Source organism: Pseudomonas sp. LBUM1653, from assembly GCF_059716115.1.
Genome location: NZ_CP166803.1, coordinates 393,619 through 419,874, shown reverse-complemented (window position 1 = coordinate 419,874; position 26,256 = coordinate 393,619). Strand labels below are relative to the sequence as shown.

General features: G+C 60.3%; 21 protein-coding genes. 11 read left to right on the top strand and 10 right to left on the bottom strand.

All coding sequences use genetic code 11. From position 1 onward, the window contains the following. Nucleotides 1-65 precede the first annotated feature (65 nt). From ACA054_RS01945 to ACA054_RS01910, 8 genes are all read right to left on the bottom strand, one after another. Nucleotides 66-1,646: an AAA family ATPase gene (locus ACA054_RS01945; RefSeq protein ID WP_497687943.1), complete on the bottom strand. Its 1,581-nt coding sequence runs from the start codon at nucleotides 1,644-1,646 to the stop codon at nucleotides 66-68. 10 nt (nucleotides 1,647-1,656) lie between these two features. Further along, nucleotides 1,657-2,757 (bottom strand): 3-dehydroquinate synthase, encoded by a 1,101-nt coding sequence (aroB, locus tag ACA054_RS01940; protein ID WP_459730823.1) that lies wholly within the window; start codon nucleotides 2,755-2,757, stop codon nucleotides 1,657-1,659. A gap of 151 nt (nucleotides 2,758-2,908) precedes the next feature. After that, nucleotides 2,909-3,427, bottom strand: a complete 519-nt coding sequence (gene aroK, locus ACA054_RS01935) for a shikimate kinase AroK (protein WP_032831512.1) — start codon at nucleotides 3,425-3,427, stop codon at nucleotides 2,909-2,911. 4 nt (nucleotides 3,428-3,431) lie between these two features. After that, nucleotides 3,432-5,477, bottom strand: coding sequence for a type IV pilus secretin PilQ (locus ACA054_RS01930; protein ID WP_497687942.1), 2,046 nt, complete (start codon nucleotides 5,475-5,477; stop codon nucleotides 3,432-3,434). A gap of 13 nt (nucleotides 5,478-5,490) precedes the next feature. Next, complete coding sequence (locus tag ACA054_RS01925; protein WP_497687941.1) at nucleotides 5,491-6,015, bottom strand: pilus assembly protein PilP; 525 nt, start codon at nucleotides 6,013-6,015, stop codon at nucleotides 5,491-5,493. Further along, a complete protein-coding gene (locus ACA054_RS01920) occupies nucleotides 6,015-6,635 on the bottom strand; it encodes a type IV pilus inner membrane component PilO (RefSeq protein WP_497687940.1) in 621 nt (206 codons plus the stop codon). Before ACA054_RS01920 ends, ACA054_RS01925 begins: the two co-directional genes overlap by 1 nt. Beyond that, nucleotides 6,632-7,198 carry a PilN domain-containing protein gene (locus ACA054_RS01915; protein ID WP_497687939.1) on the bottom strand — a complete coding sequence of 189 codons (567 nt, stop codon included), beginning with the start codon at nucleotides 7,196-7,198 and terminating at the stop codon, nucleotides 6,632-6,634. Before ACA054_RS01915 ends, ACA054_RS01920 begins: the two co-directional genes overlap by 4 nt. Further along, nucleotides 7,198-8,259 carry a pilus assembly protein PilM gene (locus tag ACA054_RS01910; protein WP_497687938.1) on the bottom strand — a complete coding sequence of 354 codons (1,062 nt, stop codon included), beginning with the start codon at nucleotides 8,257-8,259 and terminating at the stop codon, nucleotides 7,198-7,200. The genes ACA054_RS01915 and ACA054_RS01910 overlap by 1 nt, the downstream gene beginning before the upstream one ends. Before the next feature lie 216 nt (nucleotides 8,260-8,475). On the opposite strand from ACA054_RS01910, the gene ACA054_RS01905 reads away from it, so the two are divergent. After that, the gene (locus ACA054_RS01905; protein ID WP_497690232.1) at nucleotides 8,476-10,914 is read left to right on the top strand and encodes a penicillin-binding protein 1A; all 2,439 of its coding nucleotides are present in this window, start codon (nucleotides 8,476-8,478) and stop codon (nucleotides 10,912-10,914) included. 228 nt (nucleotides 10,915-11,142) lie between these two features. Here ACA054_RS01905 and ACA054_RS01900 read toward each other — a convergent pair whose 3' ends face one another. After that, nucleotides 11,143-12,411 (bottom strand): malic enzyme-like NAD(P)-binding protein, encoded by a 1,269-nt coding sequence (locus ACA054_RS01900; RefSeq protein ID WP_497637577.1) that lies wholly within the window; start codon nucleotides 12,409-12,411, stop codon nucleotides 11,143-11,145. A 288-nt stretch (nucleotides 12,412-12,699) separates the two neighbouring features. Then, the gene (rpmE, locus tag ACA054_RS01895) at nucleotides 12,700-12,918 is read right to left on the bottom strand and encodes a 50S ribosomal protein L31 (protein ID WP_008047849.1); all 219 of its coding nucleotides are present in this window, start codon (nucleotides 12,916-12,918) and stop codon (nucleotides 12,700-12,702) included. A 287-nt stretch (nucleotides 12,919-13,205) separates the two neighbouring features. On the opposite strand from rpmE, the gene ACA054_RS01890 reads away from it, so the two are divergent. From ACA054_RS01890 to ACA054_RS01845, 10 genes are all read left to right on the top strand, one after another. After that, complete coding sequence (locus ACA054_RS01890) at nucleotides 13,206-15,425, top strand: primosomal protein N' (RefSeq protein ID WP_497687937.1); 2,220 nt, start codon at nucleotides 13,206-13,208, stop codon at nucleotides 15,423-15,425. A gap of 238 nt (nucleotides 15,426-15,663) precedes the next feature. Then, nucleotides 15,664-17,400 (top strand): arginine--tRNA ligase, encoded by a 1,737-nt coding sequence (argS, locus tag ACA054_RS01885; protein WP_497687936.1) that lies wholly within the window; start codon nucleotides 15,664-15,666, stop codon nucleotides 17,398-17,400. A gap of 1 nt (nucleotide 17,401) precedes the next feature. Then, nucleotides 17,402-18,112 (top strand): SPOR domain-containing protein, encoded by a 711-nt coding sequence (locus ACA054_RS01880; RefSeq protein WP_497637574.1) that lies wholly within the window; start codon nucleotides 17,402-17,404, stop codon nucleotides 18,110-18,112. Nucleotides 18,113-18,343: 231 nt separating this feature from the next. Then, the gene (hslV, locus tag ACA054_RS01875; protein ID WP_007948954.1) at nucleotides 18,344-18,874 is read left to right on the top strand and encodes an ATP-dependent protease subunit HslV; all 531 of its coding nucleotides are present in this window, start codon (nucleotides 18,344-18,346) and stop codon (nucleotides 18,872-18,874) included. 54 nt (nucleotides 18,875-18,928) lie between these two features. Beyond that, entirely contained in the window at nucleotides 18,929-20,266 is a 1,338-nt protein-coding gene (hslU, locus tag ACA054_RS01870) for an ATP-dependent protease ATPase subunit HslU (protein WP_497687935.1), read from the top strand. A 143-nt stretch (nucleotides 20,267-20,409) separates the two neighbouring features. Then, complete coding sequence (locus ACA054_RS01865; protein WP_497687934.1) at nucleotides 20,410-20,781, top strand: gamma-butyrobetaine hydroxylase family protein; 372 nt, start codon at nucleotides 20,410-20,412, stop codon at nucleotides 20,779-20,781. Between the two features lie 257 nt (nucleotides 20,782-21,038). Next, complete coding sequence (phaC, locus tag ACA054_RS01860) at nucleotides 21,039-22,718, top strand: class II poly(R)-hydroxyalkanoic acid synthase (RefSeq protein WP_497687933.1); 1,680 nt, start codon at nucleotides 21,039-21,041, stop codon at nucleotides 22,716-22,718. Nucleotides 22,719-22,859: 141 nt separating this feature from the next. Then, the gene (phaZ, locus tag ACA054_RS01855) at nucleotides 22,860-23,714 is read left to right on the top strand and encodes a poly(3-hydroxyalkanoate) depolymerase (protein WP_497687932.1); all 855 of its coding nucleotides are present in this window, start codon (nucleotides 22,860-22,862) and stop codon (nucleotides 23,712-23,714) included. A gap of 127 nt (nucleotides 23,715-23,841) precedes the next feature. Continuing rightward, entirely contained in the window at nucleotides 23,842-25,524 is a 1,683-nt protein-coding gene (gene phaC / locus ACA054_RS01850) for a class II poly(R)-hydroxyalkanoic acid synthase (RefSeq protein ID WP_497687931.1), read from the top strand. A 57-nt stretch (nucleotides 25,525-25,581) separates the two neighbouring features. Further along, a complete protein-coding gene (locus ACA054_RS01845; RefSeq protein WP_497687930.1) occupies nucleotides 25,582-26,199 on the top strand; it encodes a TetR/AcrR family transcriptional regulator in 618 nt (205 codons plus the stop codon). Nucleotides 26,200-26,256 lie beyond the last annotated feature (57 nt).

Sequence of the window (26,256 nt, the reverse complement as noted above, 5' to 3'; positions counted from 1 at the left end):
GCAGCGCGCACTTGAAGAAATTTTGAGGTGCTTGGAGAGGCGGCCTGGGTAAGGCCGCCGAATCTTCAGCGAGTTGTTGCCAGTTCCTGTTGGACGCTGGCGACAGTGCGAGGCCAAGGTTTACCAGCCTGAACCTTCGCTGGCAAGGCCTTGATGGCGGAAACGGCTGCATCACGATTGGCAAAGTTGCCGTAGGTGATCACGTAGAGCGGCTTGCCGTTGAGGACTTTCTTGAAATAACGGTACTCGCCGCCCTGCTCCTTGACGAAGTTTTGCGCGGCCGTTTCGGAGCTGGTGCCGAGGATCTGCACCACGTAGTTACCCGGCGCCTGACCTGCGTACCAGGTGCCACCGGCAGCCTTGGCGACGGTCGCTGGTTTCTCGGCCGGCTTGGCGGCCGCGGCGGCTGGTTTGGCTGGCACCGCGGCCGGAGCAGGCTTGGCGACCGGAGCAGGCGCTGGCTTGGCGGTAGCGACCTGGGTCGGCGCAGGCGTCGGCTTGGCTGTCGGCGTTGGCGCAGGACCGGCTGGAACGCCCGTTGGCGGTGCAATGGTGGTCACGGTCGGCGGCGTCGCGCTGGAACCCTCGACCGGCACGCCGTCATCGCCCTCGGTAATGCCTCCCGCCGCTTCGGCCAATGGAGCCCGCATGACCGGTTGTGAATTGCCGACCAACGGCAATGGCGTAGGCTGCGTGTTGCCGGCGAATTCGACGGCCGGAGCACCACCTGAGCCCTGGCCGAGCGGCAGTTGCGCCTGTTCGTTGGCAGGCGCACCCGTGGTCGGTGCCTTGCTGCGACCCGGCATCAACCAGGCGGCAGCTACCGCGACCACAACGACGGCGGAAATCGCCAATACGTGTTTCTTCGGCATATTGAACCCCATACTTGGACGCTTCACCGCTGAGCGGCTGGCAATCATGGCTTCGATCATTGCATCGCGGGCAACCTGGTTGATGTTGCCAGGCCAACCCTCGGAGCTTTCGTGAATATCAGAGATCTGATTTGCAGTGAAAAGTTCGATACCCCGGCCGGCGCCTTCGAGCCGCTGCTCCAGGTATTCGCGGGTTTCCTCTTCGGTGTAAGGCTGCAGCTCGATGACGTGGAAGCGTTCTTCCTCGAGTTGCAAAGCCTCAAGCTGAGCGATCATCGACGATTCGCCGAACAGAAACACATGCGGACGGCCTTCCGGCGCACCAGCGCCCAAGGCCATCAAGGCTTCAAGCGCGGACTCGTCGAGCTGCTCGGCGTCATCGACCAGCAGATAGACTTCCTGCCCCGTGAGAGCAAGCTGCACCACCTGTTTCAGGATTGCACCGATCTCGGCCTGGGCAACGTCCAGTGCCTGGGCGACCTGGCGCAATACGCCAGCCGAATCACCCGCACCACGGGCGGAAACCACCACGCTCTGCACGGTCTGCTTGTTGGTACTGGCCACCAGGGCCTGACGCAGCAGGGTCTTGCCACTGCCATGCGGACCTGTGACCACCAATAGCAACTGGCTGTACCGCGCTAGATGGTGCAACTGCCCCAGCACCGGCTTGCGCTGGGCAGGGAAAAACTTGAAGCCAGGGACCCGTGGAGCAAAAGGGTCATGACTCAACTGGTAGTGGCCGAGGAAAGCCTCGTCGGCATGCAAACTAGTCATCGCGTTCTTATTAACCTTTAAGCTGAGCCAGGGCGCGGTAATCCGCTCCCAGCGTGGCCTGTAGAACCTCTTTCGGATAATCGTCGGTCACCACCGCTTCGCCCATGTGGCGCAGCAGCACCAGGCGCAAACGACCGTCGATCACTTTCTTGTCAATTGCCATGTGTTCGAGAAAATCGGCTTCAGTCATTTCCTCAGGCGGGATGACCGGCAGGCCGGCGCGCTGGAACAGTCGAATGCCGCGGTCACGCTCCTGTTCGCTGATCCAGCCCAGGCGCGCGGACATTTCCAAAGCCATCACGGTGCCAGCAGCGACCGCTTCACCATGCAACCAGACACCATAGCCCATGTGGGTCTCGATGGCGTGACCGAAGGTGTGACCCAGGTTGAGCGTTGCCCGTACACCGGTCTCCTTCTCGTCGGCGCCGACCACGGCCGCCTTGGCCGCACACGAGCGCTCGATGGCATAGGTCAGGGCTTGCTGATCCAGATTGCGCAGGCGGTCAACGTTGTCTTCGAGCCAGGTCAGGAACGGCTCATCGCAGATCAGCCCGTACTTGATGACTTCGGCCAGGCCGGCAGACAGCTCACGGGCCGGCAGAGTATTGAGGGAAGCGGTGTCAATCAGCACGACGTTCGGCTGATAGAAAGCGCCGACCATATTCTTGCCCAGCGGATGGTTGATCCCGGTCTTGCCACCCACCGAAGAGTCAACCTGCGACAGCAGCGTGGTCGGAACCTGGATGAAATCGACACCGCGCTGGTAGCAGGCAGCCGCGAAACCGGCCATGTCGCCAATCACGCCGCCCCCGAGGGCGATCACCGTGGTGCGCCGATCATGCCGCGCGGTCAGCAGACCGTCGAAAATCAGCTGCAGGGTTTCCCAGGTCTTGAAGGCCTCACCGTCGGGCAGCACCACGGAAATCACCGAGAACTGCGCAAGGCTGCGGGTCAGACGTTCGAGATAGAGCGGCGCGACGGTCTCATTGGAAATGATTGCCACTTGCCGTCCGCGAATATGCGGGGCCAGCAGCTCAGGCTGGTCCAACAAACCTTCGCCAATATGAATCGGGTAGCTGCGCTCGCCTAGATCGACCTTGAGTGTCTGCATGTGTCCCCACAGTGAAGATGGAATCAGGCAACCTGCCTTGAGTTAACGAATGTCTACGGCCACTGCTGGTGTGACGCCGTTCGTCGGCCGTTCGCCACAACCTGGAGCGGTCATGGCAGGACGCCGAGGATAGCGCATTTCGCGCGGCGCTTTAACGGGGCGGCAATTGCTGCAGACGCTCCAGGATATCGAGCACGACCATGCGCGGCGGTCGTTCATCCGTTTCCACCACCAGATCGGCGATTTCCCGATAAAGGGGGTCGCGGATCGCCAACAGGTCCCTGAGGGTCTTGGCCGGATCGGCTGTGCGCAACAATGGCCGATTGCGGTCGCGGGACGTGCGGCCGACCTGTTGCTCGACGGAGGCATGCAGATAGACCACCCGTCCGCCAGCGCGCAGGGCCCGACGATTGGCTTCGCGCATGACTGCACCACCGCCGGTCGCCAGCACCACGCCGTCGTAATCGCACAGCTCGGCAATCATTGCCTGCTCACGCTCACGAAAGCCCGGTTCGCCTTCCTTGTCGAAGATCCATGGGATATTGGCGCCCGTGCGTAATTCAATTTCCTTATCGGAATCTTTGAATGGCAAGCGCAGCTCTTTGGCCAGCAACCGGCCGATGGTGCTTTTTCCAGCCCCCATCGGTCCTACAAGTATCAAATTTCGCACAGAATCAACGACTCACAGCAATCGCCTGGTTATTCATGATACGCGGTGTGAGAAACACCAACAGCTCGGATTTTTTCTCCGAAACCACGTCACGCCGGAAAAGGCGGCCAAGATACGGCACATCGCCAAGAAATGGCACCTTATCTACAACCTTGCTCTGAGTATTTGAGAAAACACCACCAATGACGATGGTCTCGCCATCGTTGACCAGGACCTTGGCATTGACTTCGTTTTTCTTGATCGGCGGCACATCCTGGACCTTGTTCAGGTAATCCGGCTCGTCCTTGGTGACCTTGACCTCCATGATGATCCGGTTGTCCGGCGTGATCTGCGGCGTCACCTCCAGCGACAGCGAAGCCTCCTTGAACGAGACCGAAGTAGCGCCGCTGGAGCTGGCTTCCTGGTAGGGAATCTCGGTGCCCTTGAGGATCTTTGCGGTTTCCTTGTCGGAGGTGACCACCTTGGGTTGCGAGACGATTTCGCCATTGCCGGTCTTTTCCATGGCCGTCAATTCAAGGTCCAGCAAGACGTTGTCCGTGATGAAGGCAATGCCAATGCCCGACGTGTTGTTGACCGCCCCCAGGTCGACGAACGGCGAGCTGCCGCCGTCGCTGGTGCCGTTACCGACTCCCGAGGCATTCCAGTTGCCTTTATTCTGAATCGAGCCACCCCAGCGCACGCCGAGGCTCTTGTCGTAGTCGACATTGGCTTCGACGATGCGTGCCTCGATCATCACCTGACGCACCGGAATATCCAGTTGCGCAACGATTCGCCGCAGTTCGTCGAGCCGGTCCTGGGTCTGGTAGGCAATGATGTTGTTGGTGCGATCATCGACGGTGATTGACCCCCGTTCGTCGGCTTTCGCCTCGGCACTGGTCACCGACTGGAACAGTTTGGCGATATCGGCCGCCTTGGCGTAATTGACCTGCAACAGTTCCCGCCGCAATGGCGCCAGGTCGGCAATCTGCTTCTGCGACTCCAGCTCCTGGCGTTCACGGGCGGCAATTTCGTCGGCCGGGGCGACGAGCAGCACATTACCCACCTTGCGTTTGTCCAGGCCCTTGGTTTTCAGCACCAGGTCCAGCGCCTGGTCCCAGGGTACATTTTGCAGGCGCAGGGTAATGCCCCCCTGCACCGTGTCACTGGCGACCAGATTCAGGTTGGTGAAATCGGCGATCAGTTGCAGCACCGAGCGCACGTCGATGTCCTGGAAATTCAGTGAGAGCTTTTCACCGCTGTAGGCATAGCGGTCCGCGTTACGCTTTTGCAGGTCGTCGACAGTCATCGGGCGGATGCTGACGGTCAGCTTGTTGTCGGTCTGGTAGGTCGAATAGTCGAAGGCACCGCTGGGTTCGATGGTGATGGTCGCCCTGTCGTCCGTGGCACTGGCATTGACGAACTGCACCGGCGTGGCGAAATCCTTGACGTCCAGGCGCACGCGCAATGGTTCGGGTAATCGGGTCTTGGTGAAACCGAGAATGATTTTGCCTTCGCGCTCCTGAATATCTGGCGCAATGGACGGATCCGACAAGTCGATCACGACATTGCCTTCCCCCTGCGTGCCACGCTGAAAATCCACCGCACGAATGGCCTTGCCTGCTGGTGCAGCCGCGCGCGCCGGGGCCGGGACCGAAACGGCGGCAGCGGCCGCTCGCGGCGCCGGGCTTTTGCCACCCTGCCCGACAACCACGAACAGGTTATTGCCTTCGACCCGAGTGTCGTAAGGGCTCAACTGGGTCAGATTGATGATCAGCCGCGCACGATCCTTGGCCTCCACCACGGTCGCGCTGCGGGCATTGCCACTGCCCAGCTCGCGAGTCTTGCTCGCCAGGTGACTGACGACACCGGGCAGGTCCAGTGCAATCCTGGCCGGAGATTCCGTCGTGTAGCCACGGGGCGTCGGCGGTGGCTCGTCGAACACCAGCTTCAACTCGACGCGGTCTCCCGGCAACGCGGCGACATCCAGCGTCTTGAGGTTGGCCGCTTGTACCATCGGCGACAGCAACGCTATCCATAGCGATACTCCGAGGGTGGAGAAAATCCTGTTCATTGTTCGAGTTCCACTATGAATGCTCTTTCAAAGGAAGGGTCCGCGGCCGCTCCAGCCAGGCACCTTCGCCGTCGGGAACGATTTCGACCACATCGACTTGCGAGCCACTGATGGCAACTATCCTGCCGTCGTTACGCCCCAGGTAATCACCGACCTTCAGCCGGTGCACCCCACCGGCGCCGCGCAGCAACGCAAAGGAACCGGCCGCATTGGAGATGGTGCCGACCATTTCAAACTGCTCGATATTGAAACCCTCGAGATACTGCTTGGCCCGGTTGGTATCAGGCTTGACGTTGCGCGCCCCCTGACTGTGTGCCAGATCGACTTTGACCTGCCGGGAAAACGGGCTGCGCAAGTTGGCGGCGTTATAGGTGAATGTCGGGTAAGACCGGAATGTCGGCGCTGGTTCAATCTTGCCCGGCGTCCGCAGGCGCATTTCGTTCATGTAGGCGTCCAGGTCGCTGAAATCATCGCCGCCGCCACAGCCGGCCAATACGGCCATCAGTACCACCATCGAAAAACCACGTAGCGGGCGCATCAATGCAGCCCCTTGTCGTTGTAGCGGTAGGTCTTGGCCAGGATGCTCATGCGTAATTTCGGTCCATCGTCGGGATTGACCGGAGCCAAATCGAAATCATGCAGGGTGACGATACGTGGCAACCCGGCCACGCCACTGACGAAAGCGGCCAGGTCGTGATAGGCGCCGGTGACCGTGATCTGGATCGGCAGCTCGATGTAGAAAGGCTGAGTGACCTCCGGCAACAGCTTGATTTCTTCGAACTCCAGGCCACTGACCAGCCCCGTTCGCGTGATGTCCTCGAGCAAGCCGGGGACTTCGGTGTCGCTGGGCAGTTGTCGTAGCAGCACGCCGAAGGAATTCTCCATCTCCTTCATCTGCTGGGTGTAGAGCTCCAGATTCGCCGCCATATGGGATTTGCTGGCAAATTGCTCCTTGAGGGTCGACTCCTCCTCGCGCTTGAGATCGAGCTGATTCTCAAGCTTGCTCGTGGAAAAGTTGTAGCCGATCGACAGCACCAGGATCGCGACCACAATGCCCATCAGGACTTTGACCGCGGGTGGCCAGGCCCCCATGTTATTAGTGTCCAGATCGTTGATGTCGATCCTGCGCAGCCCTTCGAACCATTCGGACGGACTCATTGGCCATCCTCCACGGCCGCAGTCTGGGCCTGACGAACGGTCAACTGAAAAACGTTGGCCTGGTCCAGCTGACCTGCGGTGGCCGCCTTGACTTCGGTCAGGCTGGGCGCGTCGAACCAGTCGGATGCATCCAGGTTACGCATCAGGTCTGAAACACGGCTGTTCGATTGCGCCGCACCACTGATGGACAAGGTCTTGCCCGCCATTTTGACTTCGGTGAAATACACTCCATCGGGCAATGTCCGCGCCAGCTGATCAAAAATGCGCCCGCTGATCGGGCGATTGCCCTGCAAATCCTGGATGATGCGCATGCGCTCGACCAATTGTTGACGACGAGCCTTGAGATCGCTGATCTGCTTGATCCGTTCGTCGACCACGGCGATCTGTTTGCCGATGTAGTCGTTACGCGCAATCTGCCGCTCGATAGCGCTGTTGATGGCCTGGTTGGCGATGAACAATGCGCCTACCGACCCCACCAGCACACCCGTCAGCACCAGCAAAAAGCGCCTGCGACGCTCTTCACGGCGCTCTTCACGCCAGGGCAATAGATTGATCCGCGCCATCAGTCGAAACTCCTGAGGGCCAGCCCGCAGGCAATCATAAGCGCCGGTGCATCGCTGGCCAGGGCCGCGGCGTTGACCTTGCTGCCCAAGGTCATGTCGCAAAACGGATTGGCCACCTGCGTCGGCGTGCCCAGCTGCTGCTCGATCAACCGGTCCAGACCGGGGACTGACGCGGTGCCGCCGGCCAGCAGGATGTGGTCCACCGCGCTGTACTGGCCCGAAGCGAAGAAGAACTGCAATGAACGCGACACTTGCTGCACCAGCGCCTCACGAAACGGCTGCAACACTTCGCTGACATAATCGTCCGGCAAACCGCCCTGCTTCTTCGCCAGGCCCGCCTGCTCAATGGTCAGGCCATAACGACGCTGAATTTCCTCCGTGAGCTGACGGCCACCAAACAATTGCTCGCGGGTGTAGATGATCCGCCCGTCATGCAGCACGCTCAGAGTGGTCATGGTTGCTCCGACATCAACCACCGCTACCAGACGCCCTTGAGCGCCGCCCTGCTGGATCTTGAGCAAACTGAAAGATCGCTCCAGGGCATAGGCTTCGACGTCGATAACACGCGCAGTCAAGCCCGCCAGGGCCAGGGCGGCCTCACGGACCTCGACGTTTTCCTTGCGACAGGCGGCGAGCAACACATTGACCCGCTCAGGATTGCGCGCTGACGCGCCCTGGACTTCGAAATCGATGGCGACCTCGTCCAACGGATAAGGGATGTACTGGTCAGCCTCGATCTTCAGCTGGTCTTCCATCTCGTCGTCGGAAAGACCGGCATCCATTTCGATGGTCTTGGTGATCACCGCCGAACCGGCCACGGCCACAGCCACGCTCTTGAGGTTGGTCCGAGCCTTGACCAGTACACGCGTCAGCGCCTGGCCCACGCCATCGAGCTCGGCGATATTTTTCTCGATGACCGCACTGGGGGGCAACGGCTCGACCGCGTACGCTTCGACCCGATAGCCAGTGCCCTGGCGGCTCAGCTCCAGCAGCTTCACCGATGTAGAGCTGATATCGATCCCCAGAAGCGACCTGGCTTTTTTATTGAAGAGTCCTAGCACTACCAATTCCCTATGACTTTCCGTGAGTTACGGACTCCATAACGGGTGTTGCGTTCAATCCACCCGTCTTGACAGCTAGCGCAAATAACGCCTTGGACGGAAAAATGCTTATAATGCCCAGCGTTTTTTCCGCTTTTTTCTCAAGCGCGGGTCGTTCTCCTTAGCCTGAACCCTGATGCCAAATTCATTCTTTGCCCTGGATGTCCAAAAGCCTTGATTCGTCTGCTGAAATTTTTCGGTTGGTCCATCGTCGCCGTATTCTGCGGACTGCTTCTTGGTCTGAGTGGGGCGTTTCTTTACCTTAGTCCCGGATTGCCGTCCGTAGAGGCACTGAGAAGCATCCAGTTGCAGATTCCTTTGCGGGTCTATAGCAGCGACAACAAGTTGATCGCAGAATTCGGCGAAATGCGCCGTACACCGATCCGTTTCGCCGACATTCCCCCCAATTTCATTAATGCGTTACTAAGTGCTGAAGACGATAACTTCGCCAATCATTACGGCGTCGATCCCAGCAGCCTGATGCGCGCCGCCACTCAACTGGTAAAAAGCGGCCATATCCAGTCCGGCGGCAGCACCATCACCATGCAGGTGGCGAAGAACTTCTTCCTGACCAGCGAACGCAGCTTCTCGCGCAAAACCACCGAAATCCTCCTGGCCCTGCAGATCGAACGGCAACTGACCAAGGACGAAATCCTTGAGCTGTACGTCAACAAGATCTATCTGGGCAACCGCGCCTACGGCATCGAAGCAGCGGCGCAGGTGTATTACGGCAAGTCGATTCGCGACATCAGCCTGGCGCAGATGGCGATGATCGCCGGCCTGCCTAAAGCGCCTTCGCGATTCAACCCGCTGGCCAACCCGGCCCGTAGCAAGGAGCGTCGTGACTGGATCCTGGGGCGCATGTACAAGCTGGGCAAAATCAGCGAAGCCGACTACACCACCGCCATCAACGAGCCACTGAACGCCAGCTACCACGTCCCGACTCCGGAAGTGAACGCGCCCTACATCGCCGAGATGGCCCGCGCCGAAATGGTTGGCCGCTATGGCAGCGATGCGTACACCGAAGGTTTCCGTGTCACTACCACGGTACCGAGCAACCTGCAGGAAATGGCCAACACCGCCGTCCACGAAGGCTTGATGACCTATGACCAGCGTCACGGCTATCGGGGCCCCGAGTCTCGCCTGCCGGGCAAGACGCGCGAGGCGTGGGCGACCGAACTGACCAAGCAACGCACCATCAGCAGCCTTGAACCGGCCATCGTCACTCAGGTCGACAAGAGTGGCCTGCAGGTGCTGACCCGCACGGGCAGCGAACACGTTGGCTGGGAGAGCATGAAATGGGCTCGTCCATTCCTGAACACCAACAGCATGGGGCCAAATCCGAAACAACCATCGGACGTAGCCCAGGTCGGCGACCTGATTCGCGTGCAGCGCCAGGCGGACAACTCACTGAAGTTCAGCCAGATCCCGCAAGCTCAGGGCGCGCTGGTGTCCCTTGATCCGCAAAACGGCGCCATCCGCTCGCTGGTCGGCGGTTTTGCCTTTGAGCAGAGTAACTACAACCGTGCCCTTCAGGCCAAGCGCCAGCCGGGTTCGAGCTTCAAGCCTTTCGTCTACAGCGCCGCGCTGGATAATGGCTACACCGCCTCCAGCCTGGTCAACGACGCACCGATCGTGTTTGTCGACGAGTACCTGGACAAGGTCTGGCGCCCGAAAAACGATACCAACACCTTCCTCGGCCCGATCCGCCTGCGTGAAGCGCTCTACAAGTCGCGCAACCTGGTCTCGATCCGCCTGCTGCAAGCAATGGGCGTTGGCAAAACCATCGACTACATCTCCCGCTTTGGCTTCAACAAGCAGGATTTGCCACCCAACCTGTCCCTGGCGCTGGGTACCGCAACTCTGACACCAATGGAAATCGCCACGGGCTGGAGCACCTTCGCCAACGGCGGCTACAAGATCACCCCGTACATCATCGACAAGATCGACAGCCGCAACGGCGACACGCTGTTCGTTGCCAACCCGCCTAGCGTTCCAAAAGGCCCTGTCGCGACCGACGGTATCGCCGCACCCGCCGCCGAAGCCTTCACGGTCAATGCAACACCAGGCCAGGCACTGAGCGAGCAACCCGCAGCACAAACACCTGCCGTGGCTGAACGCATTGTCGATGGACGTACTACTTACATCCTCAACAGCATGCTGGAGGACGTGATCAAGCTCGGTACCGGCCGTCGCGCTCTGGCCCTGGGCCGCGGCGACATTGCCGGCAAGACCGGTACCACCAACGAGTCCAAGGATGCCTGGTTCTCCGGTTACAACGCCGATTACGTCACCACCGTCTGGACGGGCTTCGACCAACCCGAAAGCCTGGGTCGCAAGGAGTTTGGCGGCACCGTCGCCCTGCCGATCTGGATGAACTACATGGGTGCTGCGCTCAAAGACATGCCGCCACACACCCAGCCAGAGCCGGAAGGCATCCTGAGCCTGCGGGTAGATCCGATCAGCGGTCGCGCAGCCACTCCAGGCACGCCAGGGGCCTACTTCGAACTGTTCAAGGTCGAAGACACGCCGCCGACGGGCAATGAGCTGGGCAACGGCAATGCGCCCGGCAGTCCGCTACCGGCGGATGAAGGAGCGCCGATCGATTTGTTCTGATCGCAGAACCCACAAAAAGCCCCGCTCTTCTTCAGAAAGCGGGGCTTTTTTTGTATCCGCGTTTCCTGTCAGACCGCCATCGCGAGCAGACTCACTCCCACATTGGAATGCGTACCCCTGTGGGAGCGAGCCTGCTCGCGATGACCTGACAGACAACACAAAACCTTCAGGCACAAAAAAGCCCCGACTCTTACAAGCCGGGGCTTTGTATTGAAGCGCTACAACGACTTAGCCGTTGAACACATCATCCACGCTTTTCAGCGGGTAGTTCTTCGGATACGGCAGGGTAGCCACGCCGGTCTCGATCGCAGCCTTGGCCACGGCATCGGAGATCAGGGTGATCAGGCGGGCGTCCATTGGTTTCGGAATGATGTACTCACGACCGAATTCCAGCTTGATGCCGCCATAGGCGTCGCACACTTCCTGAGGGACTGGCAGCTTGGCCAGTTCGCGCAGGGCGTTGGCCGCAGCCACTTTCATTTCTTCGTTGATGCGCTTGGCGCGAACGTCCAAGGCACCACGGAAGATGAACGGGAAGCCCAGAACGTTGTTGACCTGGTTCGGGTAGTCCGAACGGCCGGTGGCCATGATCACGTCGTCACGGGTGGCGTGTGCCAGCTCCGGGGAGATTTCCGGATCCGGGTTCGAGCAAGCGAACACGATCGGATTGGCCGCCATGGACTTCAGGCCTTCCGGGCTCAGCAGGTTCGGGCCGGACAGGCCGACGAACACGTCTGCGCCTTGCAGGGCGTCTGCCAGGGTGCGCTTGTCGGTCGCGTGAGCGAAGACAGCCTTGTACTGGTTCAGGTCGTCACGGCCGGAGTGGATCACACCGGTGCGGTCAACCATGTAGATGTTTTCGATGTTGGCGCCCATGCTCACCAGCAGTTTCATGCAGGAGATGGCGGCAGCACCGGCACCCAGGCAGACGATCTTGGCGTCGGCGAGGGTTTTGCCTGCGATTTCCAGGGCGTTGATCATGCCGGCCGCGGTCACGATCGCGGTGCCGTGCTGGTCATCGTGGAACACCGGAATGTCGCACTGCTCGATCAGGGCACGTTCGATCTCAAAGCACTCAGGTGCCTTGATGTCTTCCAGGTTGATGCCACCGAAGGTAATGGAGATGCGCTTGACGGTGTCGATGAAGGCTTGCGGGCTTTCGGAGTCGACTTCAATGTCAAAAACGTCGATGCCGGCGAAGCGCTTGAACAGCACGCCTTTACCTTCCATCACTGGCTTGGAGGCCAATGGGCCGAGGTTACCCAGGCCCAGAATCGCGGTGCCATCGGAAATGACTGCAACCAGGTTGCCTTTGCCGGTGTATTTGTAGGCCAGCTCAGGATCGCGGGCGATCTCGCGTACTGGTTCAGCTACGCCGGGGCTGTAGGCCAGCGACAGGTCGCGGGCGGTAGCAGTGGCCTTGGTGAGCTCGACACTCAGCTTTCCTGGACGAGGATTGGCGTGATATTCGAGAGCGGCAGTTTTCAGATCAGACATTTTGGCATTCCGCTTTTACTGTTGGACAGACTGGTCAGCGAGGATACGCGCCTGGCAAAATCCCCACAAGACTGACCGGTCACCCCTGTCAAGCGCCCGGCCCTACGACTTTGGGCCAAGAGCCGCGGAACACAAGGGATAGACTGTTCACAATCTTTCTAAAAAATGTCTACAATTATTTTCAAATGATCGTTGGACCCAAATCAGAGACACAAAAAAAGGCGTCCGCAGGGGACGCCTTTTTTATCAGCATGGAAAAGCTGTAGCACTTTCCCAGGTTGATCGGCCTTAGGCCTTTTTCGCACCGAAAGCACCGAAACGGTCTGCGAAGCGCTGAACGCGGCCGCCAGTGTCCAGAGTCTTCTGCTTACCGGTGTAGAACGGGTGGCATTCGTTGCAAACGTCGATCGCCAGGGCTTTGCCGAAAGTCGAACGGGTTTCGAACTTGTTGCCGCAGCTGCAGGTAACAGCAACTGCTGGGTATTCTGGATGGATATCAGCTTTCATGGTGTCTTCCTCGGGCTAGCGTGCCGCCACCCAACACTATTGTTGAATACCGCACGTAATTAGGCCGCGGATTCTACCAGACAATGCCAATCACGCAAGCTGTCCCTCAAACCGGTCGTCTGCTAGGCTCGCGCCCCAATACGCGATCCCTGTGGGAGCGAGCTTTCTCGCGATAGCGGTGTGTCAGACGATGTAAAAGCTGACTGACACGCTGTCATCGCGAGCAAGCTCGCTCCCACAGATTATGTGCCAAGCCCTTTATTGCCTGCTTATCGAGAATCCCCCGCGTGCCCGACGCCATTCTGCGCCTCGCCCTGCCTTCGCCCCTGCGCCGACTGTTCGACTACCGGGCGCCGGCCGGCGTGCTGCGTGCGCAGTTGCACCCCGGCATGCGCTTGCGGGTGCCGTTCGGCCGGCGAGAGATGATCGGAATCCTGGTGGAAGTCACCGATACCAGCGAAGTGCCGGCGGAAAAACTCAAGCCCGCCCTCGCCCTGCTCGACGCTACGCCGCCGTTGCCGCCGGCACTGTTCAAGCTGTGCCTGTGGACCTCGCAGTACTACCAGCACAGCCTCGGCGACACCTTGAGCTGGGCACTGCCGGTGTTGCTGCGCCAGGGCGAACTGGCCGAGGCGCGCCAGGAGCGCTTCTGGTCCGCTGCGCCGGGCGCCAGCCTCGACGACCCGCGTATCGCCCGTGCCCCGCGCCAGCGCGAAGCCCTGGCAACGCTGGCCCAGCACCCCCACGGCGTCGCCCATCAGTTGCTGAGCAAGCTGATGCTGAGCAAGGACAGCCTCGATCTATTGCTGGCCAAGGAACTGGTCCAGGTCGAAATACGCAGGCACGCCCCCGGCGTCCGACACGAACACTGGCTGGCCCAACCCGAACTGCCACTCAACCCGGAACAGCGGGCAGCGTATGAGGCCATTCGCGCCGGATTCGACAGTTACCACGCGTTCCTCCTCGCCGGCGTTACCGGCAGCGGCAAGACCGAAGTCTATTTGCAATTGATTCGCGAAACCCTGCAGGCCGGCAAGCAAGCGCTGGTGCTGATCCCGGAAATCAACCTCGGCCCGCAGACCCTGGCGCGCTTCGAGCAACGCTTCAACGCGCGCATCGCGCTGATTCACTCGGCGGTCAATGATCGCGAACGTCTCGAGGCCTGGCTCGCTGCCCGCGACGGCGAAGCCGACATCATTATCGGCACCCGCTCGGCACTGTTCACGCCGATGAAAAACCCGGGGCTGATCATCATCGACGAAGAACACGACGGTTCCTACAAACAGCAGGAAGGCTTGCGCTATCACGCGCGCGATCTGGCACTGGTAAGGGCGCGCCAGGAAAACATCCCAATCGTCCTAGGCTCCGCCACGCCCTCACTGGAAAGCCTGCACAATGCCTACACCGGCCGCTATGGCCTGCTACGGCTGAACGAGCGCGCCGGCGGCGCCAAGCAACCACGATTTCTGCGTCTGGATGTGAAAAGCCGTCCACTGGACAGCGGTATATCCGGGCCCATGCAACAAGCCATCGGTCAGACCCTCGCTGCCGGCCAGCAGGTGCTGGTTTTCCTCAACCGCCGCGGCTTTGCCCCGACCCTGCTGTGTCACGACTGCGGCTGGATGTCCGAGTGCCAACGCTGCGATGCGCGCATGACCGTGCACCAGCGCTACGGCGAGCTGCGCTGCCATCATTGCGGCTATGTCGAACGCGTACCGCGCCAGTGCCCCAAGTGCAACAAGGTCGACTTGCGCCCCGTGGGGGCCGGTACCGAACGGGCCGAGGAACGCCTGGGGATCCTGTTCCCGGACTTTCCGGTGCTGCGAGTCGACCGCGACAGCACCTCGCGCAAGGACGCGATGAACCAGCTGTTCGCGACCATCCAGAAAGGCCAGCCATGCATCCTGGTTGGCACGCAGATGCTCGCCAAGGGCCACCACTTTCCACGGGTAACCCTGGTCTCGATCCTGGATGCGGACGGCGGCCTGTTCTCCGGCGACTTCCGCGCCAGTGAGCGCATGGCGCAACTGATTGTCCAGGTCGCCGGTCGAGCCGGGCGGGCGGAAGAGCCGGGCAAGGTGATCATCCAGACGCACCTGGCCGACCATCCACTGCTGGTGCAGTTGACCGAGCAGGGTTACTTCGCCTTTGCCGAGCAGGCCCTGAGCGAACGTCGCGCAGCAGGCCTGCCGCCGTTTGCGCATTTGGCATTGCTGCGGGCCGAGGCGCACAAGCCGGGTCAGGCCGAAGCGTTTCTTGATGAGGCGTGCAGCGAGGCCGAGCGCTTGTTGACTGAACAAAACCTGACCGGCATCGAACTATTGGGTCCGGTGCCGGCGCCGATGGAGCGTCGAGCCGGGCGTTATCGTGCGCAGCTATTGTTACAGGCTACGGCCCGTGCGCCGTTGCATCGGTTGCTTGCCAGTTGGTTGTTAGTGCTGGAGCAGATGCCGAGCGGGCGGGCGGTACGTTGGTCGTTGGATGTTGATCCCGTCGATTTGTATTGATCTGAAGGACGCCTTCGCGAGCAGGCTCGCTCCCACATGGGGGTAATGGTGAATGCCGAATTTATGCACACACTGGATCTACTGTGGGAGCGAGCCTGCTCGCGAATGGGCCCTAATTGTCACCGCATATCCATAACCTGCCCGCTATAGTTGGCAAGCCCGCCTCGGCAACGGATAATGCCCAGTTTTTCCACCAGCGCATGATGCGCCGCCGCGCCTGCGGTCGAAAGAGAAGACCATGAAAGACACCATTCGCCAGCTGATCCAACAAGCCATCACCCAACTCGTCAACGAAGGTGTGTTGCCTGAAGGCCTGTCGCCGGCGATCCAGGTGGAAAACTCACGCGACAAGAAGAACGGCGACTTCGCCAGCAACATCGCCATGATGCTGGCCAAGCCTGCGGGCATGAAGCCGCGCGACCTGGCGGAAAAAATCATCGCCGCACTGCCGGCTGACGAAAACGTCTCCAAGACCGAAATCGCCGGTCCTGGCTTCCTGAACTTCTTCCAGAACACCGATGCGCTGGCGACCCGCCTGGACGCCGCGCTGGCCGACACCAACATCGGCGTGCGCAAGGCCGGCCCGGTACAGCGCACCGTGGTCGACTTGTCGGCACCGAACCTGGCCAAAGAGATGCACGTCGGCCACTTGCGCTCGACCATCATTGGCGACGGCGTAGCTCGCGTGCTGGAATTCCTCGGCGACGAAGTGATCCGGCAGAACCACGTGGGCGACTGGGGCACCCAGTTCGGCATGTTGATGGCTTACCTGCAGGAAAACCCGATCACCAGCGACGAGCTGTCGGACCTGGAAAACTTCTACCGCGCCGCCAAAGGGCGCTTTGACGAATCCGAAGAGTTCGCCGACCGCGCCCGTGGCCTGGTGGTCAAGCTGCAGGCTGGCGATGCCGATTGCCTGGCGCTGTGGACCAAGTTCAAGGACATCTCGCTGTCCCACTGCCAGAAAATCTACGAGCTGCTGAACGTCAAACTGACCATGGCCGACGTGATGGGCGAAAGCGCCTACAACGACGACCTGATCAATGTGGTCAACGACCTCAAGGCCGCCGGCATGCTGGTCGAGAGCAACGGCGCCCAGTGCGTGTTCCTCGACGAGTTCAAGAACGCCGACGGCGACCCGCTGCCGGTGATCATCGTCAAGGCCGACGGCGGCTACCTCTACGCCACCACCGACCTGGCTGCCGTACGCTACCGCAGCGGCAAGCTCAAGGCCGATCGCGCGCTGTACTTCGTCGACCAGCGTCAGGCCCTGCACTTCCAGCAAGTGTTCGCCGTGGCGCGCAAGGCCGGTTTCGTGACCCATCCGATGGAAATGGAACACATGGGCTTCGGCACCATGAACGGCGCTGACGGCCGCCCGTTCAAGACCCGTGATGGCGGCACCGTAAAGCTGATCGACCTGCTGACAGAAGCCCAGGAACGCGCCTATACCCTGGTGAAGGACAAGAACCCGGAGCTGGCCGAAGCCGACCTGCGCAACATCGCCAAGGTCGTAGGCATTGGCGCGGTGAAATACGCCGACCTGTCCAAGCACCGCACCAGCGACTACAGCTTCAACTTCGATCTGATGCTGAATTTCGAAGGCAACACCGCGCCGTACCTGTTGTACGCCTACACCCGTGTGGCCGGCGTGTTCCGCAAGCTCGGCAAGGACTTCAGTGAGGTCGAGGGTCAAATCGTTCTCGAAGCACCGCACGAACACGAACTGGCCGCGAAACTCGCGCAGTTCGGCGAAGTGCTGAACAACGTGTCCGAGAAAGGCACGCCGCACACCCTCTGCACCTACCTGTACGACGTCGCCGGCCTGTTCTCCAGCTTCTACGAGAACTGCCCGATCCTCGCCGCCGACACCCCGGAACAAATGCAGAGCCGTCTGCGTCTCGCCGCGCTGACCGGACGCACTCTCAAGCAAGGCCTGGAACTCTTGGGCCTGGAAACTCTGGAGCGTATGTAAGTTGGCTGCCAAGAAAAAACCTGCACCCAAGCGTGGCGCCAGCCGTTACCAAGCTCCAGCGAAGCAACCGATCCCGGGTTGGCTGTGGATGGCCATCGGCCTGACGGTCGGTGCTTTCATCGTATTCCTGATGAAGCTGGAGCCGGGCAAGGGCAGCGACACGGTCAAGCGCGAGAAAGTCGAGCAGCAACAGAAAGCCACCAAGATCGCCGAGGCCAACAAGACCCCGCCGAGTCCGACGCAACCGGTGAAGCCGAAGTACGACTTCTACACCCTGTTGCCGGAATCGGAAGTCATCGTGCCGCCGGATGCCGTGCCGGAAAAAACCCTGCCGACACCACAAGTGCCGGCGATTCCGACCACACCGGTTACCCCGGCGGAAGCGGCCAAGATCGACACCGCCCGCGCCCAGGCGGCCCTGGCCGGCATTACGCCGCCGCCAGCACCGCCGGTGACCAAGGCCGCACCGGTGACCAAGTTCTTCCTGCAGGCCGGATCGTTCCGCAAGGAGGCTGACGCGGACAAGGTGCGGGCGCAGATCATCCTGCTTGGCCAGGCTGTGGCGGTTGAATCGGGTACGGTGAAGGACGAGACCTGGTATCGGGTATTAGTGGGTCCATTCAGTAACCGTGAGCAGTTGACCACAGCACAGAAACAACTGGCCGGTGCCGGCTTCAGCAATCTGCTGTTACAACAACGCCAGAACCGCTGATTCCTTCAGAACCACCGCATCATCGTTCATCGCGAGCAAGCTCGCTCCCACAGGATTTACGCTAACCCTGTGGGAGCGAGCTTGCTCGCGATGGCGTCATATCCAACACCACATATCCCAATTGGCACACGCCGCTCGTCCCCTCCGCTACCCCACAGTTGAAATCCACTCCACAACCCCCATATGAATGGGCATACGGCATTTTCGCCCCGCAGCGTGGAGACTCTTCCCTTGACCACCATCGTTTCAGTTCGCCGCCACGGCAAAGTCGTCATGGGCGGCGACGGCCAGGTTTCCCTTGGCAATACCGTGATGAAAGGCAACGCGAAAAAAGTTCGTCGCCTGTACCACGGTCAGGTCATTGCCGGTTTTGCCGGTGCCACCGCTGACGCCTTTACCCTCTTCGAACGCTTCGAAGGCCAGCTTGAAAAGCATCAGGGTCACCTGGTACGCGCAGCCGTCGAACTCGCCAAGGAATGGCGTACCGACCGCACCCTGAGCCGCCTCGAAGCCATGCTCGCCGTTGCCAACAAAGACGCCTCCCTGATCATCACCGGCAACGGCGACGTGGTCGAACCTGAAGAAGGCCTGATCGCCATGGGTTCCGGTGGCGGTTACGCCCAGGCTGCCGCCAGCGCTCTGCTGAAAAAAACCGACCTGTCGGCCCGGGAAATCGTCGAAACCGCCCTCGGCATTGCCGGCGACATCTGTGTATTCACCAACCACACCCAGACCATTGAGGAGCAGGACTGCGCCGAGTAAGCCTGATTCGGCCCCGCGCCACGGCTCATTCTTGCTTGAGGTCCTTTAAATATTATGTCCATGACTCCCCGTGAAATCGTCCACGAACTCAATCGCCATATCATCGGCCAGGACGATGCCAAGCGCGCCGTCGCCATTGCCCTGCGCAATCGCTGGCGCCGCATGCAACTGCCTGAAGAGCTGCGCGTTGAAGTAACACCCAAGAATATCCTGATGATCGGCCCGACCGGTGTCGGTAAAACCGAGATCGCCCGTCGCCTGGCGAAACTGGCCAACGCGCCCTTCATCAAGGTCGAAGCCACCAAGTTCACCGAAGTCGGCTATGTCGGCCGTGACGTCGAATCGATCATTCGTGACCTGGCCGATGCCGCGATCAAGTTGCTGCGCGAACAGGAAATCACCAAAGTCCGTCACCGCGCCGAAGATGCCGCCGAAGAGCGCATTCTAGACGCCCTGCTGCCACCGGCACGCATGGGCTTCAGCAGCGACGACGCCCCGACCGCAGATTCCAACACCCGCCAGCTGTTCCGCAAACGCCTGCGCGAAGGCCAGCTGGATGACAAGGAGATCGAGATCGAAGTCGCTGAAATGGCCGGCGTCGACATCTCCGCGCCACCGGGCATGGAAGAAATGACCAATCAGCTGCAGAGCCTGTTCGCCAACATGGGCAAGGGCAAACGCAAGAGCCGCAAGCTCAAGGTCAAGGAAGCGCTGAAACTGGTGCGTGATGAAGAAGCCGGTCGCCTGGTCAACGATGAAGAGTTGAAGGCCAAGGCCCTGGAAGCGGTCGAACAGCATGGCATCGTGTTCATCGACGAAATCGACAAGGTCGCCAAACGCGGCAACTCCGGCGGCGTCGATGTGTCCCGCGAAGGCGTGCAGCGCGACTTGCTGCCGCTGATCGAAGGCTGCACCGTCAACACCAAGCTGGGCATGGTCAAGACCGACCACATCCTGTTCATCGCCTCCGGTGCCTTCCACCTGAGCAAGCCAAGCGACCTGGTGCCCGAGCTGCAAGGTCGACTGCCGATCCGTGTCGAACTCAAGGCCCTGAGCCCGGAAGATTTCGAGCGCATCCTCAGCGAGCCCCACGCCTCGCTCACCGAGCAATACTGCGCGCTATTAAAAACCGAAGGCCTGGGTATCGAATTCCTGCCGAGCGGAATCAAGCGCATTGCCGAGATCGCCTGGCAGGTTAACGAGAAAACCGAAAACATCGGTGCCCGTCGCCTGCACACCTTGCTTGAACGCCTGCTCGAAGAAGTGTCTTTCAGTGCCGGCGACCTGGCCAGTGTCCATGACGACAAGGTGATCCAGATCGACGCCGACTACGTCAACAGCCACCTGGGCGAATTGGCGCAGAACGAAGACCTGTCCCGTTATATCCTGTAAGCAACTCTTACAGATGTAGTGGAACTGTGGGAGCGAGCCTGCTCGCGAAAGCGGTCTGACATTCAAAGGTTATGTTGAATGTTATGACGCCTTCGCGAGCAGGCTCGCTCCCACAAGGTTCCGCACAAGACGGATACCCGGTCATGATCCCCACCGACATCAAGCTGCACAAAGCCTCGAAAACCCTGTCGCTCAAATACGCGTCCGGTGAGGAATACACCCTGCCCGCCGAGTTCCTGCGCGTGCACTCTCCTTCCGCCGAGGTCCAGGGCCACGGCAAACCCATCCTGCAATTTGGCAAGATCAACGTAGGACTGAGCAAGGTAGAACCGGCCGGTCAGTACGCACTGAAATTGACCTTCGACGATGGCCACGACAGCGGCCTGTTCACCTGGGAATACCTCTACGAACTGGGGCGACGTCATGACGCACTCTGGGACGATTATCTTGCCGAGCTCAAAGCCGCAGGAAAAACCCGCGACCCGAACGAATCGGTGGTCAAGCTGATGCTCTAGCCTGAGCCTCTTGCTCTTTAGAGGGCATTTTCTAATTCCATCTGTTTGAATGCTCGGCTTCAGGGTCGACGCTTGGCCCGCTTGCGAAAAAAATTAAACTCGGGTAACCAATGGACTGGCAAGTTCCCTGCAGTGCTCTCTGAACTAAAAAGCAGTGATGCAGAATTAAAGATCACCCGAGCAGTAGTACCTGGCAGTTGCTGCGTGACTACACAGCAGGACCAAGGTACTCGTCTCAGGGCAATGGAGCGTCGTAGATGAGTGACAAGAGTAACGATGAGTTGAAGTATCAAGCCTCGGAGAACACCTTGGGGCTCAATCCTGTCGTTGGGCTGCGTGGAAAGGATCTACTGGCTTCTGCTCGAATGGTGCTTAGGCAGGCCATCCGGCAACCAGTGCACAGCGTCAAACATGTCGCGCATTTTGGTCTTGAGCTCAAGAACGTGCTGTTTGGTAAATCCGGGCTGCAACCGACCAGCGATGACCGTCGCTTCGCCGATCCGGCCTGGAGTCAGAACCCGCTCTATAAACGTTATTTGCAAACCTACCTGGCGTGGCGCAAGGAACTCCACGCCTGGATCGACGACAGTACCCTCAGCCCCAGCGATGTGGCGCGTGGGCACTTCGTGATCAACCTCATGACCGAAGCCATGGCACCGACCAACACCGCGGCCAACCCGGCGGCAGTCAAACGCTTTTTCGAAACCGGCGGCAAGAGCCTGCTCGACGGTCTCTCGCACCTGGCCAAGGATCTGGTACACAACGGCGGCATGCCGAGCCAGGTCAACATGGGTGCGTTCGAGGTCGGCAAGAGCCTGGGCGTGACCGAAGGCGCGGTGGTGTTTCGCAACGATGTACTGGAACTGATCCAGTACAAGCCGATCACCGAGCAGGTACACGAGCGTCCATTGCTGGTGGTGCCGCCGCAGATCAACAAGTTCTACGTTTTCGACCTGAGCCCGGACAAGAGCCTGGCGCGGTTCTGCCTGCGCAACAACATGCAGACCTTCATCGTCAGCTGGCGCAACCCGACCAAGGAACAGCGCGAGTGGGGCCTGTCGACCTATATCGAAGCCCTCAAGGAAGCGGTTGATGTCGTCACCGCTATCACCGGCAGCAAAGATGTGAACATGCTCGGGGCCTGCTCCGGCGGCATCACCTGCACCGCGCTGCTGGGCCATTACGCGGCGATCGGGGAGAACAAGGTCAACGCCCTGACCTTGCTGGTGAGCGTGCTCGATACCACCCTCGACAGCGACGTCGCCCTGTTCGTCAATGAGCAGACCCTTGAAGCCGCCAAGCGCCACTCGTACCAGGCCGGCGTACTGGAAGGCCGCGACATGGCGAAAGTCTTCGCCTGGATGCGCCCCAACGATCTGATCTGGAACTACTGGGTCAACAATTACCTGCTGGGCAACGAACCGCCGGTATTCGACATCCTGTTCTGGAACAACGACACCACTCGCTTGCCCGCAGCGTTCCACGGCGACCTGATCGAACTGTTCAAAAACAACCCACTGATTCGCCCGAATGCACTGGAAGTGTGCGGCACCGCCATCGACCTCAAGCAAGTGACGGCCGACATCTTTTCCCTGGCCGGCACCAACGACCACATCACCCCGTGGAAGTCCTGCTACAAGTCGTCGCAACTGTTCGGCGGCAACGTTGAATTCGTGCTGTCGAGCAGCGGGCACATCCAGAGCATCCTGAACCCGCCGGGCAATCCGAAATCCCGCTACATGACCAGCACCGAACCGGCGAGCAGTGCCGATGAATGGCAAGCGAACGCCACCAAGCACACCGATTCCTGGTGGCTGCACTGGCAGGCCTGGCAGGCCCAACGCTCGGGCGAGCTGAAAAAGTCCCCGGCAAAACTGGGCAACAAAGCCTATCCAGCGGGTGAAGCAGCGCCAGGTACTTACGTGCACGAGCGCTAGACCCGCAGACCTGTAGGAGCCGGCTTGCTGGCGATTGCATCATCACGGTGAGACTGGCAAACCGCAGTGATCGCATCGCCAGCAAGCCGGCTCCTACAGAATGTGTGTCAGGAACCACGATCCACCCACAGGGCCAGAAGCATGCCGCAACCGTTCATATTCCGCACCGTCGACCTGGATGGCCAGACCCTCCGCACGGCGGTGCGCCCCGGCAAGCCTCACTTGACGCCCTTGCTGATTTTCAACGGCATCGGCGCCAACCTGGAGCTGGTGTTTCCATTCGTCGCAGCGCTGGACCCGGACCTGGAAGTCATCGCCTTCGACGTGCCCGGTGTCGGCGGCTCGTCGACGCCGAAGCTTCCATATCGCTTTCCAAGCCTGGCTAAACTCACGGCACGCATGCTCGACTACCTCGATTACGGGCAAGTCAATGTGATCGGCGTGTCCTGGGGTGGCGCCCTTGCGCAACAGTTCGCCTTTGACTATCCAGAGCGTTGCAAGAAGCTTGTGCTGGCCGCGACGGCAGCGGGCGCGGTGATGGTGCCGGGCAAGCCGAAAGTCTTGTGGATGATGGCCAGCCCACGGCGCTACATCCAGCCCTCCCATGTGATCCGCATTGCGCCGATGATCTACGGCGGCGCGTTCCGGCGCGACCCGACGCTGGCCGCGAGCCATGCGGCAAAGGTCCGTTCGGCGGGCAAGCTCGGTTACTACTGGCAGCTGTTCGCCGGCTTCGGCTGGACCAGCATTCACTGGCTGCACAAGATCAATCAGCCGACCCTGGTCCTGGCCGGCGACGACGATCCCTTGATCCCGCTGGTCAACATGCGTTTGCTGGCCTGGCGGATTCCCAACGCCCAGTTGCACATCATCGATGACGGGCATCTATTCCTGATCACCCGGGCCGAAGCGGTTGCGCCGATCATCATGAAGTTCCTTGAGGAGGAGCGCCTGCGTGCGGTCATGCACCCGCATCCGGCGCCTCTGGGCGGCTGATCGGCGCATTTTTTGTATAGGAAAGAGGGGGCGGCGGACATCGCACCGCGCAACAACCCGTTACAGCGTCTATGGTGTTCTGGTTCGGTGTTTTGTATTTGGCCTGAAGACGAAGGAGTGTTGAGTCATGCGCGATAAACCAGCGAGGGAGTCACTACCCACTCCCGCCGCGTTCATCAACGCACAAAGTGCGATTACCGGCCTGCGCGGTCGGGATCTGGTGTCGACTTTGCGCAGTGTTGCCGCCCATGGCCTGCGCAACCCCCTGCACACCGCGCGACACGCCTTGAAACTGGGTGGTCAACTGGGTCGCGTGTTGCTGGGCGACACTCTGCACCCCACCAACCCGCAGGACCGTCGTTTCGACGACCCGGCGTGGAGCCTCAACCCCTTTTATCGTCGCAGCCTGCAGGCCTACCTGAGCTGGCAGAAGCAGGTCAAAAGCTGGATCGACGACAGCAACATGAACCCGGATGACCGCGCCCGCGCGCACTTCGCGTTCGCCCTGCTCAACGATGCCGTGTCGCCGTCCAACAGCCTGCTCAATCCGCTGGCGATCAAGGAAATCTTCAACTCCGGCGGCAACAGCCTGGTGCGCGGGATCGGCCATCTGGTCGATGACCTCCTGCACAACGACGGGCTGCCCCGGCAAGTCACCAAGCACGCATTCGAGGTCGGCAAGACCGTCGCCACCACCACCGGCGCCGTGGTGTTTCGCAACGAACTGCTGGAGCTGATCCAGTACAAGCCGATGAGCGAAAAGCAGTATTCCAAACCGCTGCTGGTGGTGCCGCCACAGATCAACAAGTACTACATTTTCGACCTCAGCCCCCACAACAGCTTCGTTCAGTTCGCGCTCAAGAACGGCCTGCAAACCTTCGTCATCAGCTGGCGCAATCCAGATGTGCGTCACCGCGAATGGGGCCTGTCGACTTACGTTGAAGCGGTGGAAGAAGCCATGAATGTCTGCCGGGCGATCACCGGCGCGCGCGAAGTCAACCTGATGGGCGCCTGCGCCGGCGGGCTGACCATTGCCGCCTTGCAGGGTCACCTGCAAGCCAAGCGACAGCTGCGCCGCGTTTCCAGCGCGACGTACCTGGTGAGCCTGCTCGACAGTCAACTGGACAGCCCGGCCACGCTTTTCGCCGACGAACAGACCCTGGAAGCCGCCAAGCGCCGCTCCTACCAGAAAGGTGTACTGGACGGCCGCGACATGGCCAAGGTCTTCGCCTGGATGCGCCCCAACGATTTGATCTGGAGCTACTTCGTCAACAACTACCTGATGGGCAAGGAGCCGCCGGCGTTCGACATTCTCTACTGGAACAACGACAACACACGCCTGCCGGCCGCTCTGCATGGCGACTTGCTGGACTTCTTCAAGCACAACCCGCTGAGCCATCCCGGTGGCCTGGAAGTGTGCGGCACCCCGATCGATTTGCAGAAGGTCACCGTCGACAGCTTCAGCGTGGCCGGTATCAACGACCACATCACGCCGTGGGACGCGGTGTATCGCTCGACCCTGCTGCTCGGTGGCGAGCGCCGCTTCGTCCTCTCCAACAGCGGTCATATACAGAGCATTCTCAACCCGCCGAACAATCCGAAAGCCAACTACGTCGAAGGGGCAAAACTGAGCAGCGACCCCAGGGCCTGGTACTACGACGCCAAGTCCGTCGAAGGTAGCTGGTGGACGCAGTGGCTGAGCTGGATTCAGGAACGCTCGGGCGCGCAAAAAGAAACGCTCATGGCCCTCGGCAATCAGAATTATCCACCGATGGAGGCGGCGCCCGGGACTTACGTGCGAGTGCGCTGATGTTCAACGACCACGGCCTCTACTGGCCGTGGCATGACCCGATCATAAGAAGACTGGATGAAAACCCGCGAACGGATCCTCGAATGTGCCCTGCAGCTGTTCAATGAGAAGGGCGAACCGAATGTTTCCACCATGGAAGTTGCCAACGAAATGGGCATCAGCCCGGGCAATCTGTACTACCACTTCCACGGCAAGGAGCCGCTGATTCTCGGCCTGTTCGAACGCTTCCAGGCCGAACTGGCCCCGTTGCTCGATCCACCGGCCGACGTCGAGCTGGCTCCCGAGGATTACTGGCTGTTCCTGCACCTGATCGTCGAACGCCTGTCCCACTATCGCTTTCTGTTCCAGGACCTGTCGAACCTGGCTGGACGCCTGCCGAAACTGGCCAAGGGTATTCGCAACCTGCTCAATGCGCTCAAGCGCACACTGGCGTCGCTGCTGGCCCGATTGAAGGCCCTGGGGCAACTGGTCAGCGACACCCAGGCGCTGGGACAATTGGTGGAGCAGATCACCATGACGCTGCTGTTCTCACTGGACTATCAGCGGATTCTCGGCCGTGAAGGCGAGGTGCGATTGGTGGTTTACCAAATCATGATGCTGGTGGCGCCGCACTTGTTGCCGCCGCTCAAAGCGGCGACCGAGCAAATGGCGCTGCAGTACCTGGAAGAGCATTAAGATCAAAAGATCGCAGGCTGCGATCTTTTCAAGCCTCAAACAAAAACGCCCGACCTT